At 37.0% G+C, this 16,282-nt stretch carries 16 protein-coding genes; 14 read left to right on the forward strand and 2 right to left on the reverse strand.

Annotated elements, in window-relative coordinates:
* The first annotated feature begins 22 nt into the window (after positions 1-22).
* The 11 genes from BK585_RS04815 to BK585_RS04865 all read left to right on the forward strand — a co-directional run bounded on the left by BK585_RS04815 (position 23) and on the right by BK585_RS04865 (position 7,502).
* Positions 23-214, forward strand: a complete 192-nt coding sequence (locus BK585_RS04815) for a hypothetical protein (RefSeq protein ID WP_078552244.1) — start codon at positions 23-25, stop codon at positions 212-214.
* Entirely contained in the window at positions 186-503 is a 318-nt protein-coding gene (locus BK585_RS04820) for a hypothetical protein (protein WP_139367497.1), read from the forward strand. Before BK585_RS04815 ends, BK585_RS04820 begins: the two co-directional genes overlap by 29 nt.
* Positions 504-723: 220 nt before the next feature.
* Positions 724-1,569, forward strand: a complete 846-nt coding sequence (locus BK585_RS04825; RefSeq protein ID WP_078552248.1) for an AraC family transcriptional regulator — start codon at positions 724-726, stop codon at positions 1,567-1,569.
* A gap of 316 nt (positions 1,570-1,885) precedes the next feature.
* Complete coding sequence (locus BK585_RS04830; protein ID WP_245805782.1) at positions 1,886-2,212, forward strand: stage III sporulation protein AH; 327 nt, start codon at positions 1,886-1,888, stop codon at positions 2,210-2,212.
* A gap of 120 nt (positions 2,213-2,332) precedes the next feature.
* Complete coding sequence (kapD, locus tag BK585_RS04835) at positions 2,333-2,950, forward strand: 3'-5' exonuclease KapD (RefSeq protein ID WP_419095510.1); 618 nt, start codon at positions 2,333-2,335, stop codon at positions 2,948-2,950.
* A gap of 14 nt (positions 2,951-2,964) precedes the next feature.
* Complete coding sequence (locus tag BK585_RS04840) at positions 2,965-3,363, forward strand: hypothetical protein (RefSeq protein ID WP_078552252.1); 399 nt, start codon at positions 2,965-2,967, stop codon at positions 3,361-3,363.
* A 112-nt stretch (positions 3,364-3,475) separates the two neighbouring features.
* Positions 3,476-4,435 (forward strand): helix-turn-helix transcriptional regulator, encoded by a 960-nt coding sequence (locus BK585_RS04845; protein ID WP_078552254.1) that lies wholly within the window; start codon positions 3,476-3,478, stop codon positions 4,433-4,435.
* 274 nt (positions 4,436-4,709) lie between these two features.
* Positions 4,710-5,603, forward strand: coding sequence for a DUF5677 domain-containing protein (locus BK585_RS04850; RefSeq protein WP_078552256.1), 894 nt, complete (start codon positions 4,710-4,712; stop codon positions 5,601-5,603).
* Positions 5,604-5,673: 70 nt separating this feature from the next.
* Positions 5,674-6,174: a hypothetical protein gene (locus BK585_RS04855; RefSeq protein WP_078552257.1), complete on the forward strand. Its 501-nt coding sequence runs from the start codon at positions 5,674-5,676 to the stop codon at positions 6,172-6,174.
* 125 nt (positions 6,175-6,299) lie between these two features.
* Entirely contained in the window at positions 6,300-6,761 is a 462-nt protein-coding gene (locus tag BK585_RS04860) for a hypothetical protein (protein ID WP_078552259.1), read from the forward strand.
* 279 nt (positions 6,762-7,040) lie between these two features.
* A complete protein-coding gene (locus tag BK585_RS04865) occupies positions 7,041-7,502 on the forward strand; it encodes a hypothetical protein (protein ID WP_078552261.1) in 462 nt (153 codons plus the stop codon).
* Positions 7,503-7,648: 146 nt separating this feature from the next.
* On the opposite strand, the gene BK585_RS04870 is transcribed toward BK585_RS04865, so the two are convergent.
* A complete protein-coding gene (locus BK585_RS04870; RefSeq protein ID WP_078552263.1) occupies positions 7,649-9,007 on the reverse strand; it encodes an SMI1/KNR4 family protein in 1,359 nt (452 codons plus the stop codon).
* An 857-nt stretch (positions 9,008-9,864) separates the two neighbouring features.
* On the opposite strand from BK585_RS04870, the gene BK585_RS04875 reads away from it, so the two are divergent.
* Positions 9,865-13,842 carry an endo-1,4-beta-xylanase gene (locus BK585_RS04875; RefSeq protein ID WP_170885472.1) on the forward strand — a complete coding sequence of 1,326 codons (3,978 nt, stop codon included), beginning with the start codon at positions 9,865-9,867 and terminating at the stop codon, positions 13,840-13,842.
* A gap of 245 nt (positions 13,843-14,087) precedes the next feature.
* Here BK585_RS04875 and BK585_RS04880 read toward each other — a convergent pair whose 3' ends face one another.
* Positions 14,088-14,546 (reverse strand): hypothetical protein, encoded by a 459-nt coding sequence (locus BK585_RS04880; protein ID WP_078552266.1) that lies wholly within the window; start codon positions 14,544-14,546, stop codon positions 14,088-14,090.
* A gap of 119 nt (positions 14,547-14,665) precedes the next feature.
* Here BK585_RS04880 and BK585_RS04885 point away from each other — a divergent pair, with 119 nt between their 5' ends.
* A complete protein-coding gene (locus BK585_RS04885) occupies positions 14,666-15,211 on the forward strand; it encodes a hypothetical protein (protein WP_078552268.1) in 546 nt (181 codons plus the stop codon).
* A 139-nt stretch (positions 15,212-15,350) separates the two neighbouring features.
* Positions 15,351-16,282, forward strand: a 932-nt coding sequence (locus tag BK585_RS23915) for a hypothetical protein (protein WP_170885473.1), incomplete at its 3' end; no start/stop codon positions are given.

Here is a 16,282-nt window from a genome sequence, read left to right on the forward strand (position 1 = left end):
ATTTATTTAATTGGAGGGTACGATGCCACTTAATACAGCGTCTGAATCACTAGAAAAAGCAGGTAGATTTATTGAAGAAAATAAAAAGCGAGTAAGAATTAGAAGTAAAGCAGATATGAACAAAATCCCTTTAGGACCAGGGGTTTACTGGATTGAAACGACGATGCCTGAAAGTGATATATTCAGTGATGACGTTTATAAAAGAAAAAAATAGAGTGAATGTACCAAAAGGAACGAAAACTAGTATTATTGCTCAGGATTTACAAAAACCATATATTATATATAATGGGACTCAAGCGAACTTAAACGTTAGGCTGAGACAGCATTTATTTAATGAAAGTAACGAGAAAACTGGGAAACTTGGAATTAAGATTGATACTGGCAAGTTGAAAAAGTTTAAATGGTATGTTTTTTATTGGGAAATTGATGATATTGTAATGAGGAACGCCATCGAAACCTGGTGGAGGATTAACATTGGATGGCCACCTTTCTGCAAAAGATGACTATTAGTCTTTTGTGTATACTAACACCTATTTGCTGACATAATTTTGTCAGCTTCTTTTTTTATAAAGAAAATCATTTGAAGTAGGTCTTATTGATGAATGAGAACTCTACACTTGAGTTTATAAGAGCTGACGCCGTTATCCTGCAAAAGCGTGCACCAATAGTCGGGTCCCGCTAATCCAAAATTGGTATTCTAGTGTTGAAAGGGAGGTCATAACGATGGATTCGCTAACAAATATGAATAGAGCCATAAGTTATATTGAAGAGCATTTAGTACATGATATCGACTTTCAAGAGGTGTCGAGAATCGCGCAATGCTCTGAGTATCATTTTAAACGGATGTTTTCCTTTCTAGCTGGCGTGTCACTTTCAGAATATATTAGACGGCGTCGCTTGACACTTGCGGCTTTTGATTTAAAGGATAGGAATGAAAAGGTGATTGATGTGGCCATGAAATACGGCTATCATTCACCAGATGCCTTTACAAGAGCGTTTCAAAGTCTACATGGAGTGACACCGACAGAGGCACGCCAACATGGCCATTCACTTAAAGCATTTCCTAAGATGACCTTCCAATTGACTATAAAAGGAGGCACGGAAATGAATTACAGAATTGAACATAAGGAAGCATTTAAAGTAGTAGGTTGGAAAAAGAGAGTGGCTTTGGTGCCTACAGGGACGAATCCGGACATATCGGAAATGTGGGAGACCATTAGTGATGAGACCTATGCACAAATTGAAGAACTATCGGATGTGAAACCTAGAGGGATTATTAATGTATGTACCAATTTTTCTGACGAGAGAAGTCAAGATGGAGAGTTGGATTACTTTATTGCAGCGGCCACAACAAAACCATGCCCAGACAATCTTGAGGAACTTGAGATACAGCAACATACATGGGCTGTGTTTGAGGTCGAAGGAGATTGGGATAATGTACAAGAGACTTGGAGTAGAATTTATTCGGAATGGTTCCCTTCCTCTACCTATGAGCATGTAGAGGGGCCTGAGATTCTTGCGAGTAAAGCCAATCAAAGTGAAATCTGGATGACTGTAAGGAAGAAATAGAGATGACCATAAGTGAAGAAGACCCGAAATCCAACATCGCTTTGTTGGGAGCATCGGGTTTTCTTTTAGTTCCTGTTAACTACAGTAAATGTAGTCAAAAACCCTACCTTATTTCTTGTTATAATCAACAAAAGAACAAACATCCAGGTAAGATTACCTCATCATTCAATGTGTAGTAGTGCCATTTAAAGACCTTACTTAAGGGGGAATCAAAATGATGACGATAACTGAAAATGTGAAGGGCAAACGCTATAAGCAATTAATAGACATATTATCAAAGCGTTGTAATTAATTTGCATTTGTTGAGAATAGACAGATGATGGAGATTGAAGAAGAACGTCTTGCCTATGTTGAGCATCTGATAGTTGATATAAAAGGTCACTTAATTGAAAGGAATAAACAACGAGAATGGGAGACCACAAAACTTTCGGGGGATACAGCATACGTTTATTATTTTCAGATGAATAACGCTACAAGGCTATTTTTAAAGGAATATAGTCATTCTCTTTTTGATTGGATTAAACCAGAACTACCAGAAGACTTAATGTTTTATCATCATGATAGATGTATATTGGCTGTATGTTCACACGAAAAGTTCTTTATGGTTGATGAAACTTTGTGGAACAGTTTCTTATCAAGCTAATCAGCAATATTTGAACAAAAACTGAGGATAAGCAATAATTCACAAGACCAAACACCTATTCGCTGACATACTTCTGTCAGCGTCTTTTTTTATAATAAAGGTAATCATATGAAGGAGGTCATGTCGATGAGTGAGCACTATTTGTTTATTGATTTTGAATTTTCAATGCCTGAGGAAAAGAAGTCTAGAACTTTTGTCCAAGAGATTATTGAAGTGGGTTTAGTGTCTGTTGTGAATGGTGAAGTGTATGATACGTTTGCTGCATATGTAAAGCCAATGGTGAACCATGTGCTAACCGAGCGTTGCAAAAGCTTTTTACATATGTCGCAAGAACAAGTCGACAGCGGGATTTCCTTTGAAGAGTTGGTGATGTGGCTTGATGAGTATCAATCCCTTGGACCCACTACGGTTGTGACGTGGGGGAATCAAGACATGAGAGTGCTGTTCAATAATTGCAAACGCCATAATATCAGATTCCCATTCCGTAAGAGAGAACGTGATTTATCAATAGAATATAAGAAGTTTTTTGGAGACAGAAACCAAACGGGTCTTTGGAAAGCGATTCAAGAATACGGCGAAGAAGGAGTAGGCAATCATCACCGTGCATTAGATGATGCTTTGACAACCTATGAAATTTTTAAGCGAGTGGAAAAGGATAAATCATACATGAAGCCGTCATTTGTCTCGACAATAGGAGAGCGAATTGACTTTTCTAGTGTATTACAAAAGCTGGCCTGAAAAGGAGGATTGTGATGGGAACTGGAATTCGTGCTAGATGTAATGATTGCTGGTACTCCAGGTCGTTTATGCTTGGAGTTGGCATGCATCATTCAACACTTGAAAACTGTATTGGGTGTGTTAACAAAAATTCGCAACGCAAGATAAATGACTTACTTACATCAAACGAATTAGTAGAGTATAAGTTTGAGTATGTATTGGCTCACTGTCAATCTTGCTTTACTCTAATGGATAGGCCATTGTTGAAGCTTACGTTAGCGAATAATCAAACTTACCAAAGCGACCTCGTTTGTAAGTCTTGTAGAAGGAAACAACTTAAGGTGATAGAACCTTCCGAGTTAGAAAACATCCCCTGTCCTTCTTGTCGAAAAACAGGTGCAATGAAGGGTGAGAATGACTTATTATGGGATTAGGGGAAGAAAGAAAGTTGACTGCAAGTGAGAGAGTCACTTTTCTTTTTTTTTGGAGAATTATCCTCATAGCCTATAGAACAACTACGAAAAACGAGTAAAGAAGGTGTAGCACATGTCCGAGCGTCTCATTCGATTATTACGTATCATCATCCTCATTCAAGCCAATCCAGGAATTACAGCCAAACAGCTAGCGGAAAGATGTGAAACGACCGAGCGAACGATTTATCGAGATTTAGAAGTGTTAAGTGCAGCTCACATTCCGATTTCTAATAGTGGCTACGGGAAAGGCTATGAGTACTTAGGGAACTTTTCGATTTATCCTACAAATTTTACAAATGAAGAAGCGATTGCGTTTGGGTTACTTCCAAAAGTGATAGAGCAAAGCAGTCACTTGCTTCCGCAAAGCTTTAACACAGCCTATGAAAAAGTCATGGCTTCGCATCATAAAGAAAAGAAAGACTTCTCCAATACGTTACAAAACATGATTTCGATTATTCAACTAGGAACACCTGCCTTCGGACAGCAAGCCAATGACCACTTATATCCAGTCATCGAGGCGATTTTACATCAAGAATCAATTGAAATCATATACCATACCCAAAGCAGAAATGTACAAACAACAAGAAAGATTGACCCGTACTATCTGATTCCAAGAGACAACCAGTTTTACTTAATTGCATTTTGTCATGGAGCCAATGAGATGCGTACGTTTAGATTAAGTCGAATAAAAGAAGTTAACTCAACGGGACAATCGTATGAGAAACAAGACTTTGATATCCAAGACTATTTTAACGAGACGTGGTCGATTATAAAAGGTAACCAATCGATTCCTTTTAAAATACGATTTCATTCCAATGTTGCAAGGTATATTAAAGAGGAAGAGCTTTTTGTGCGCCCGAAGCTCACAGATGAGCCAGATGGTAGTTTGCTATTTGAGGTGACTCTCAATGATGATACTGAGTTTTTACAATGGCTAATGAAATACGGGCCAAACGCAGAAATACTAGAGCCAGTTGCTTATCGGGAGAAGATGAAAGAAACGCTTCAGCGGTGGATGAGCATCTATTCATGAAGTATTAGAAAATGAGCTTCAGGACAGGCTGTTTTACATACGGTAAATTTAATCGTTCATTAGAAGAAGGTCAATGAGAAGTTGTTGGAGATTATAGCTTAGAATTAAATAAGTAAAAATAAAACAGTCTTCTCCTTCTATTGGAAAGGCTGTTTTATTTTTTCACAGGGGAATGATGAATTAAAGGAAAAAATAGGGTAAATGTTGAATGACTCCTTAATAGCGTAATGATATAGTCATGGTTACAAGAAGCGCGGAATATAGGGGACTGATAATGAAAAAAACAAGAGATACATTACAAAAAGATTTTAACAATCTCAGTCAAAGCATTGAAATGGTAAAAAGAACCCAAGATAATAAACGACTTTTACAGTTATGTAAAGGCTATAAGGCTGACAGAAATAGAATTCGTAGAGAGATAGGAAACAAATACACGGATTTATTTGATGTCATACAAGGTATAAGAAAAGCATGTATTCTTGGCGTTCAAAATATTGATTTGCTAGTGGCTCAGAATGAAACTCAACTCAATAATTGTTTAGAAAGATATAAAGCGTTGGAACCAATGATGATTAAGTATATAGACGTATTTGACGAGATAATTTGCCTCATTGAAAATGGTTTTCCAGACGGAGCGATGCAGCGGTGGAGAACATTGCTTGAGTATTCGGTTATTATTATTTTTATTCTAGAACAGGGAGAGGATGTTGCAGAAGCCTATTCAGCAAATTACATCAAATCTATTGAAGCCAATTTACATCCTAAAACAAACTATGCATGGGCAAAGGTGGCACCTTGTTTTAAGGAAGAAAAACAGATAAGTATAACAAAATTATTGGATAAAGTGGAGGGGATTAGTTTAGATGAAAAATTGTGGTATCGAAGTTTTTATAAAACAACGTCTCAATCCATTCACGGTTCATCCTTTGGCATTAATTTTTCATTTAATGATCATCTATCTAATGATATTAATGATAAGAAGGATAAAAATGCTGAATATTATACAGGGGGAATTATTACAGCAACTTCAAATTCTATGATTCTTTTCTTTTATACTTTCATTCTGTATTTTAAAACATTTCCAGACGAAGGATTGGATATAAGAAAACTATTATCTGAGCTTTCCAAAGAATATGTAACCATCTATAACACTCATTTTCAGATGTAGTGATTCGGATTTCGAGTGGTGCCCAACTCGAATGAGGAGTTATCGAATTAATAAGGAAGAAGGTTATATTATGCTATGTTCAAAATGGTTAGTAGTACTAATTCCTTTCTTGCTAGTTTTAACTAGTTCAAGTTGTAGCTCAAAAGAAATTGTATTCCCAGAAGTTCTATTCTATAAATTGAGCGATTCATATTTAGGTGATTTATCCTCTACTATTATAAATTCAAAAGGTGAAATTAGAGAGTTTGAAGGTATTCTTAAGCCCCATATTCTTAATGAACTACTAGAACAACCTGAATCGCACGAAAAAGGTGTGTTAATTGGAAATATAGATTTAGTGGAATTACATCAATACTATGCATATGTTCTTAAAATCAACAAAAAAAGTGAAATCCTTTATACACAAAACCCGACTGAAGGTATTGTAGGTCAAAAAGAATGGTATGGGGTCAGGTATGTAAAGGGAACTGTGGAAAGCATTATAATTACTGGTGGGAAAGAATTGAGTATAACGAATACCGACAAAAATGCAGAAATAATTGTCCCATGGATAACAGAGGTTTTACAGTAGGGGGGAGTTGAATTTAATAATAATAAACTATTAATGATTTCCGTGGGGATTTGATAGTAAAATTGTCATCAGAGTTTTACTATATTGGAATGCCTTAGGTTAATAAGGAAAGTAGGATAAGTCATATGAACTCAGTAAGTAGAATTTCCCTCTTTTTGCTTGCTATCATTCTCTTAACCACTGGTTGTCAAGATGAACAGTACACAGGACCAGATCATGAAGTGTTTTTCACGTTTGAAACGAGATTTAATCATAGTGGTGACGGACAAGACAACTTACATGTAGGTTTTGAACTAAATAAAGAGACGAGCAGAAGAGTAAATCTGACATACGAATTAGGTAGGTTTACCAAAGATAGAATGGTAGAAGTAGATAAAGTAGAATTGTTTCATGGCGTATTACCAAAGGGTGACCGTAAAGAATTTGAAGTACCGATCCGAAATTTGCGTAACGGCAAGTATAATATAAAGATTCAAGCCTTATCAGAGGAAGATGAAAATGGAAGATGGGGTGGCTTAAGGGATATCGTATTTAGTGTTGATGATGGAACGTTTACTATTGAGTATGAAGCTGATATCAATGAATAGTATTTTGGGGATAATAGAATGTCACTGTTATGGGAGCAGTAAATAGGGAACGATTCGACATAGACGTCTATGTGAGTTGTTTATGTAAAGTATAGGTATAGCAGCACAGACAAAACTAGAACGCTCAGCCAAAGAAACCCGTTTTGAAAAAAATGAATAGAAACAATCGGTTGACTCAACTTCCCTTATTATTCTCAGGTAGTTCAAAAAAATAGATAATATTTAATGCCTTTGGTGATGGCAGAGATTCACTATTCCGTTTTCAATGTGGGGGTTTTTATGAAAAAAATGGTACATTTCAATATAGTTTTTATTTTTATTATAATGTTGTCGGCTTGTGGATTCATAGAAAAAAGAAGCGAAACAGCCCCTTCTCTCGAAACTCCTTTTCCCATTGATTTAGAAACGGAATTGAAAGATTATACTTTTCTGGACAACAATGGAGTAATAACGTTACAAATAAGCCTACACACAAATAAGGAATCAGATGAAAATGTTGTACTTTATTACCAATTGTTTCGTGATGAAAATAACCAATGGGTACAGCAAAATCAACAAGAGTTGTTAAAAGAAAAGATAAAGGTAAGCGAGACCAAGATGATTACTTGTACACTTCAACCTTTACGTCCTGGACGTTACCGATTACTGCTAACCGCGGAATATGCTACGGTCGGAAAGGAAAATAGTATTTTATTATCGATTTCTGAGCAAGGTGAATTGACGATGGAGAGTAATCCATAATTTCCATAAAGAAATCAATAAACTAGAGGTAGAGTCAGAAATTAAAATCTTAAAAGAATACTATGTTTCAGATGATTACAACCTAGTAAGTTTTAAATAAGTTGAGTAAAACTGGAGGAATTGTCCCTCCAGATATTCTTATATAATTAATAAAACACATGAACGTTCTCAATTACTTTTTCAACCGCACTGATTCGCTTTTTTAATACTTGTTTATCTCGTAGATTAATAAGAAATGAGATGAATTCCTGTTTTGGCGGTAGCTCTACGAGTACATGAGGGTCATTAGGATGTAACAGCTTAGTGTGGACATAGTTTTCTAAGGAGTGAATGACAACTGTTTGATGCTTTTCTTCTAGGCCGCTCCATCTTTCTATCTCGTGCCATGATAAGTTTGACTTTAAAAAGAGAGTGTCCCAGCCTTCTGTAACGGGAAAGGTGACATGCTTCTCCATCCATACAATCACATCTTTTGAATGGAAATTTTGTAAGTGAGCGAGCGCTTTATATCCATTTATCTTTTTAGTAGATGAGTTTTCTAGAGAATTGAAAACTAACTGTAATGCTTGCTTTCTATCTAGGCAGTAAGAAGTAAGAATACTTCGTACTGTAACATCTACCGAACAAGGCTCCTCTTCCCATAGGCTAGTAACCCAAGGTTCAGCGTAGGCTCCTAATACTTTTCCGATAATCTCAGCAATGATTTTTTGCTCATCTAAGCTTTTTGCATGATCTAGTTCTTCTTTTAACTTTTCAAAGAGCTTTTTTTTATCCGTGCTCGAGAAGTATGGAATGACTTCAGCATCTAGCTTTTTTTGATGAAGGACATAGGCTATTAGTTGGTCTAGGTCATCTTTTACATCATCTAAGGTTGTCTCTGAAAACGAGTTAAACCACTTTCTCCACTCAATGGCTTCTGGACTAGTGGGATCCAAACCTGTCTTATCGAGGAAGGGAAATAACTGCCATATTTCACTTCCGATGCAGTGAAGTTCAGTGATTTTTTCCAGGTAGTCTCTAAAGGAGTTTGCTATGAATGTTATTGTGCCGTCTTCGTGATTCCAATAAACTACAGGTTTTTCTTTTCCTTCAACTAACATGTCAAACGCGTACAAGTCCCCGTTTGCTGCATGAGAAAACTCAACCTTTCCTCTAAGCGTGCTTGCATAGTCTTCATCGTCATCCTTGAGCTGGTCTGCTAATTCATCTAAACTTTGCAGGTAGTCAATGTGCCAGTGTATTTCACCTGAGAAAATCTCATCAAATTCAATTGGAATTATCGTTTCCTCAGAAAAGGCGTAGTAAAACGAAAGCGACTTTCCGATGTTTTGTAAAGCATCTATGTAAGAGGGAGGCAGCGGGTAGCCTAGCTCTTTTTCTTTTGCTTGGATTTCCTGCTCTGTTGCTTTTTCTCCTATTTCGATAGGAGAGGCCGTTCCATTGTTCCCCTTCACTTTCTGTAATGTTTGTTCCCACTTTGTTACAAGCCCTGTTAGCTCTTCCATACCTGGAGTCCACCTTTCCTATTCTTTTTAAGACAAATTCAATACAGGGTGTTTGTTCTCCTTTATATTGTGGTTGTTACTCTTAGTAGATTGAAGTGTTTCCCATCTATAGTTGGCAAAATTCAATTTAACTCTTCGTTCTTTGTAAAAAAACTTCTAGTTCATGATTGAGGAAGTTTTACATATTTCACTTAATATGATTTAAAAGTTTGGTTGAAACTTCATAAGAATACTATCCTCAATAGGATAATAGGTATACTCATCAAACGGATACTTATCTCCATAATCTAGTACATTGCTTGTAATCTCAGAAGAAAGCTATGATTTAGATGATAGGCAGAGTGATGTAAGCTGATGATAGAACGCCTGAACGACTATTAACAATATAGGAATAATAGCCTGACTCAAATTACATAAGTCGATATTACCAATAGAGTTAATTATGGGACTAAAGGAATAGGTTGGATGTATTCCCTTTGTAAGCGCTTTAATTTTATATAGTTTGTATGAGTTAATATAAACTTTACTAGGTTACATTATTTGAGGACGTTTTATACAGTTAGTTTAGTATGTCATAGAGGGAAGGGAGAGTTAGCGAAATTTAATTTTCATTTCCAGAATATTTAGATATTCAAGAGGAAGAGCGTTAGGCAAAATTTGTAGAGGTTAGGTTATCGTTTTTATTTTTTAGCTCTTTTCTCAAAGGTTGTTGCTCAAGCTAAAGCTTGGTTCTTGAAGCAAGCGTGAAGCTTATTTTTTTCAGAAATCGGTCAAATAGCAACAAGGTTTAAGAAATCAGCCTATTTTTTGCTTAATGGGAAGCGCTTACAAATTTATAATTTGGGGGAATGCAGAAAATGAAAAGGCAGTTCAAGAAATTTATCTTAGTATTTCTAGTTGCTCTATTAACTCTCCCGTCTGGACTGATTACAGTGGCGGCGGAGACTGGTGAAGACAATGAAAACGTTGTATATCAGTCTAATTTCAGTGATGATAATCATGGTTTTCAAACAGATGCTGGCGGTGACGGTAGTGTTGAAAAAGTAACGGTTGATGGTGAGGAGTTAGATGCTTTTTACATAACTAACCGTACAGGCGGATGGAATTCTCCGACTTTAGCGTACCAAGCTGCAAACGTAGAAGTTGGAAAAACATATGAAGTTACAGCGAACTTCTATAGTAATGAAGCCCAAGACGTTACAGGCTCTTACCAAATTGCTGATAATGAGTATAGTGAATTTGATGGTTTAAGTGCAATCGCCAATGAAGAAGTTGTTACTGTAACAGCGGTAGGAACTGTTGATGATTTAAATGGTCATTTCCGTTTCCAAACGAATGGTGAAGCTGCAGACGAATTATCATATTACTTACTTGATGTGAAGATTGTTGAACTATTAGCTGAGGAACCAGTAACTGACGAACCAAATGGGGATGAGCCAGTTGCGGATGAGCCAGTTGACCCTCAAACGATTGCCTTTTTTGACTTCGAAGAAAGTGCGCATGGGTTTAGAGATCGTGGCGATGGAAGAGCTCAGCGTACGAATGAAGATAGTTATGAAGGTGACTATAGTTTAAAAGTAACAGACCGTGCGGCAGATTGGCATGGAACAATTGTTACATTAAGTGAAGGTATAGACCCTACAGCCACTTACCGAATTACAGGTTATGTTAAGATTAATGATTTTGACGGTAATCAAACATTTAAAGCGACTGTAGACAATGGTGATTATACGACATTCGCACAACAAGAAATTACTAGTGACGAGTGGACAGAATTTACTGGTGAATATCAAACAAGACTTGGTGAAGATTCAATTGATGTGTATTTTGAATCAAGTAATGTAAGCGCTGAATATTACCTTGATTCAATCACAGTAGAGATGATTGCGCCAGCTGAAGAATTGGATAATGAACCAGCTATAACTATGGAAAAAATCACTTTCGAAGATACTGATTTACATGAAAGCTTTAACGGTTTTGTAGGTCGTGGTGGAGTAGAAGAGTTATCAATCGTTGAAGGTGTTAACCGCACTGACGGTGGTAACTACTCATTACTTACAGAAAATCGTACTCAAGAATGGAATGGCCCAATGATTGACGTGTATGATTATGTCGATCTAGGTAGTGAGTATGAAATATCTGTATGGGTGAAAATGAAATCACCTGAAACTTCAAACGTTCAATTAAAAGTACAAATGGGTTCTGGAGATAATGCAAGTTATCCTGAAATTACGAATGCAACAGTAACTGCTGATGAGTGGGTTAATCTAAAAGGTACTTATACGTTCCGCAGTTCTGGTGGAGGAAATATCTCTGTTTACCTTGAAACACCAAGTGCTAATGAATCGTTTTACATTGATGATTTTAGTTTTGTGAAATTAGATTCTGCTCCTGTTGGAATACAACCTGACCTACCTTCAATTAAAGATGTTTATGCTGACCACTTCTTAATTGGTAGTGCAGCTAACATGAGTGATTTTGAAGGAGTAAATTTAGAACTACTTAGTAAACATTTCAATAAAGTCACTGCTGAGAATGCTATGAAACCACAATATCTTTATGATGCCGATGGAAACTTAAACTTTGACAGCCAAAATGAGTTTGTTGAAACAGCAATCCAAGAAGGTTTTCAAGTTCATGGTCATGCGATTGCTTGGCATTCACAGTCAAACTATGACAGATTGTTCCCAGAAGGCATAAGCGAAGAAGATGCAATCAAAAACTTAGAAGATTACATTGAAGCGGTTATGAAAAACTATGCTCAATATGATGGTGATTTAATATCATGGGATGTATTAAATGAAGTCATTGTTGTAGATAATAGTCAGCCATATACAGACTGGAGAGCACATTTACGAAATACTAGAGCGCTTCAAGTACTCGGACCTGAATATGTACAAATGGTCTTTGAAATCACGAAACATTGGAAAGAAGAATTAGACCTAGATGTAACTCTTTTCTATAATGATTACAATGATCATATTCAATCGAAAGCTCAAATTATTTACTACATGGTAAAAGAAATTAACGAAAACTATCAAGCGGATAATAATACAGACGACCTTCTAATTGAAGGAGTAGGGATGCAGTCGCATTACAATATTAATCTAAATCCAGATAATGTTGCGCTATCAATGGATCGTTTTATTAGCCTTGGTGTTGAAATTGGTGTAACCGAACTAGATGTTATGGCTGGTGAAAATCATGAATTAACAGAAGCTGAAGCTAACCAACAAGCTTGGGTATATGCTAAACTTTTTGAAATTTATCTGGAACGAAGTGAGCATATTTCACGTGTAACCTTCTGGGGAATGGGTGATGGAGGTAGTTGGAGAAGTGAACAAAATCCTCTAATCTTTGACCGTAGACTTCAAGCAAAACCAGCATTCTATGCCGTAGTTGACCCAATTGGTTTCTTAGAAGCATACGAAGAAATGGAGATTCCTGCTAGACAAGGGCAAGCTATCTATACAGAGCAAGCACCAACTATTAATGGTGAAATTGATGATGTATGGAATGGAGTTCCTGTCTTGAGAGCTAATCGTGCACAACAAGCATGGCAAACTGCTCAAGCTAATGCTCGTGCGTTATGGGATGAAGAATATTTATACCTGTTATTAGAGGTATCAGCTTCACAATTAGTGGACTCGAACTCTAATCCGTGGGAACAAGATTCAGTTGAAATATTCTTAGATCAAAAAAATACTAAACAACCAAGTTATACTCGAGATGAAGGTTTTGGTCAGTATCGTGTTAACTTTAATAATGTATTTTCAACAGGTGAAGGTGGTCCTTATACAGGAGTTGAAACAGCAACAACTGTAAACGGAAATAGTTACGTGGTTGAAATGAAAATCCCACTTTATGCAATCGAACCGGTTGATGGTCATGTTCTTGGCTTTGACTTCCAAGTAAATGATGCAGAACCTGGTTCAAGAAGAGGGGTTATGGCTTGGAATGATACAACTGGCATGGGTTGGTCTGACCCTTCTGTATTTGGAGAATTAAAGCTTGTTAGTGATCGAAGTGTAGAAGTACCTGAAAGAGAAGTTGTACTTGGTGAACCTATTGTACTTTATGATCAAGCAAAGTTAGTTGTTCCAGGTACAAAAACATCAATCTTGACACCAAGTGACATTCCATTTGGTACCCAAATAACTGTTACTCCATATACTCCGGGAGAAGAAGTTGGAGTTGATGGAAAAGTATTAACAGTAGCAGGAGAGCTTGTCACAGTTACTATTGTTTATCCTGAAGGACAAGAAGATTATGAAGGCGATTTTGTACTAGAATTAGGAGTTAATCCTGATGCAACAAATCCAGGTGTATTCTATCTTGGTTCAGACGGATGGGAACATGTTGGAGGAGAAGTTGACGGTGATGTTATTCGAATCACAGTTGCTGGTTTCTCCACGTATGGAGTATTTGAGGTTGAGCAAGATGGAACTGACCCAGGAACAGGTGAGCCAGGAACAGGTGAGCCAGGAACAGGTGAGCCAGGAACAGGTGAGCCAGGAACGGGTGAGCCAGGAACAGGTGAGCCAGGAACGGGTGAGCCAGGAACAGGTGAGCCAGGAACGGGTGAGCCAGGAACAGGTGAGCCAGGAACAGGTGAACCAGGAACGGGTGAGCCAGGTTCTGGAGATGACACAACAACTCCTGGAAAAGACAAAGATAAAGACAAGAAAGTAAAAGAAGATAAGAAAGACAAGAAAGATAAAGACGGCAAGAAGCTTCCTAGCACAGCTACTAATTTGTATAACTACTTATTAATCGGTGGTTTACTATTAATTGCTGGTATCGTAATGGTTGCTAGAAGAAGAGCTACAAATTAATAAAATAGAAAAAGGTGACTTTCAGGAGTCACCTTTTTCTTCTTTTAAAACTATCTGCTACACAATCTCAACCTGTGTTGTGGTAGAAAAGTGAAACTATTACCCATTAGCTTCTTTATAGGGTGGCAGTAGATTGGTGAAGTGTTTTCCATGTTGGTAATTCCAAAGATTCAATTTAACATTTCGTTTTTTGTACAAATAAACTTCCGGTCCATCGTTGGCCGGAAGTTTTTACATATTTAATTTTATTCTTCAAAATGATAATAGGTATACTCATCAAACGGATATGTATCACCATAATCAAGTGCATAACTCGAAACCTCAGTATACGGATACTCCGGAATGGGTCTTTTCGCTTTTTCTAGTTTTGCTCTAAAAGAATCTAATTTATATTGCAGTTGATTCAGATGTCGTTTTTTTCGAATACGCTCTTTCTTATGGTAGCGTGTCATCATAAGAAGGATGGCTAGAGGAATACCACCGATGACAAAGAGCTTAAATCCTTCTTCAGGAGCAATCCATATGAAAAATAAAAAGATAAAAGCCATCCACAACCAGAGAACCATTAACGCGCACATAAGTAGCGGACTTTCTAAAAAGCTATCAATTCGCTGTTTCTCGTTAAACACCCTCCTTGATGTATAGATGAGGGAGTAATAGTGGTTTTTAATTTCGGTATCGGACCATTCTCGGATGGGTTTCATAGTTGAACTCCTTATTCAATGTATATCTTATTTTAACAGGAAGGATTTCTTGCAACAATATCCAAACATAATTCCTTATATATTGGAAAGATAATAAGAGAAACAGGAGTTGACGTGAAATGAAAAAGAACCATTGGGGTTTGTTCTTTACTTTCATTGTGATAGGAATACTAGTTATGGGTTGTAGCCCTAAGGAAGACGATTTGCCAGAAGTGCTGTTTTTTAAAACATATGACTCTTATTTAAGCGATGGTGATGTTTCTTTTTCAGTAATAGATTCTAAAGGTAAGATAAGACGATTTAATCAAGACTTTAAGCCCCATATCCTTGATGAGTTGTTAGAAAACCCTGAATCACATGAAGAGGGAATAATCATAGGAACTGTCGACCAAAAAGAGTTAAACCAATATTATCGGTATGTTCTTAAAATCAACAAAAACAGTGAAATCCTTACTACAGGAAACCCGACTGAAGCGGTGTTAGGTCAGGAAGAATGGTATGGCGTTAGATATGGGAAGGGAGACACAGTGGAAACCATCTTAATTACTGGTGGCGATGAATGGGTGAAGATCAATACAGACAAAAACGCAGAAAAAATGGTGCCCTGGATAACAGAGGTATTGCAGCCAGTTCGGGTCGTGCATGGCACCACCCAAAAACAGTAAAATATACCCATCTACTTGTGTGGAAAATAATTACAAAAGTCTCTAACTATAGAAATCTCTTTGATTTATGCTAGGAGTAACTATTTTCCAAGAGATTCCTTTATAGGGAATTTTCTGTGGCGTTAAGCGGGGTGGGAATTTGTCTCTAATTGATATACGAATAAAAGAAATACTTCAAGCCAACAGTCAGCTAGAGAAACAAAGGTCAATGATTTCTTCTGCAAGAGGAAATATAAAGGGAGTATCGAATAGTTTAGATAGGAAAATTGCAGCAAGGCGTAACATTGGTGGCCGCCTAGATGAGGTTCAACGTGCACTCCATGACATTGAACAACAACTAAAGGCTCTTGAGAAGTTTACGAACCAATCGATGACCGCATACTCAAACAACGAAAGAAAACTAGTGAGTCTAGCGAAAAAGTATACACTCTCAAGAAAGACCGTCAAATCAAAGAATTGGAATGCGTTTAAAGGAATCAAAGTAAAATTCACAAAGAAAAAACAGAAAATCCGTCAAAACATAGCCAAGGCCATAGACATCAAAAACATATTCAAAGTGCTAAGCACAACATATATAAAATCTAAAGTGAGACAGGTGTATGAAGCAACGATTAAAGACCCTTATAGTTGGTCAAAACGTATCATTCAACTGACCACACAACAGGTTACTAGTAAAATTCCAACTCATGTATTTAGCAAAGACTACCAAATGAGTAGAGCGCAAACCGCACTCGATGCAGTAAGGGCAACACGCCCTTGGGTACAAAGCGCAACTCAAAACTTTTATTATAGGATAACACAAATTCTTAAAAAAGAGATGATACAGCCGGTACATACCTTATATTCTAAGGCATCAGATGAAAGGGAGAGAATTCCTTTTTATGTAGCAAGCGCAAAATACCTTCGAGAATACTTTCAAAACGCGCTATATCAGGCAAGAAAGAACATGGCGAATTTCTCCAATACCGAAATATATCATACCTCACCCTATGATATGTTTTCTAAAAAGTTGGAATACGACTTCGATAAAGTTGCCTGTTTGCCACCAGAAGAGCGAAACATATATTATGG

This window comes from Bacillus alkalicellulosilyticus (genome assembly GCF_002019795.1).
Taxonomy (GTDB): domain Bacteria; phylum Bacillota; class Bacilli; order Bacillales; family Bacillaceae_F; genus Bacillus_AO; species Bacillus_AO alkalicellulosilyticum.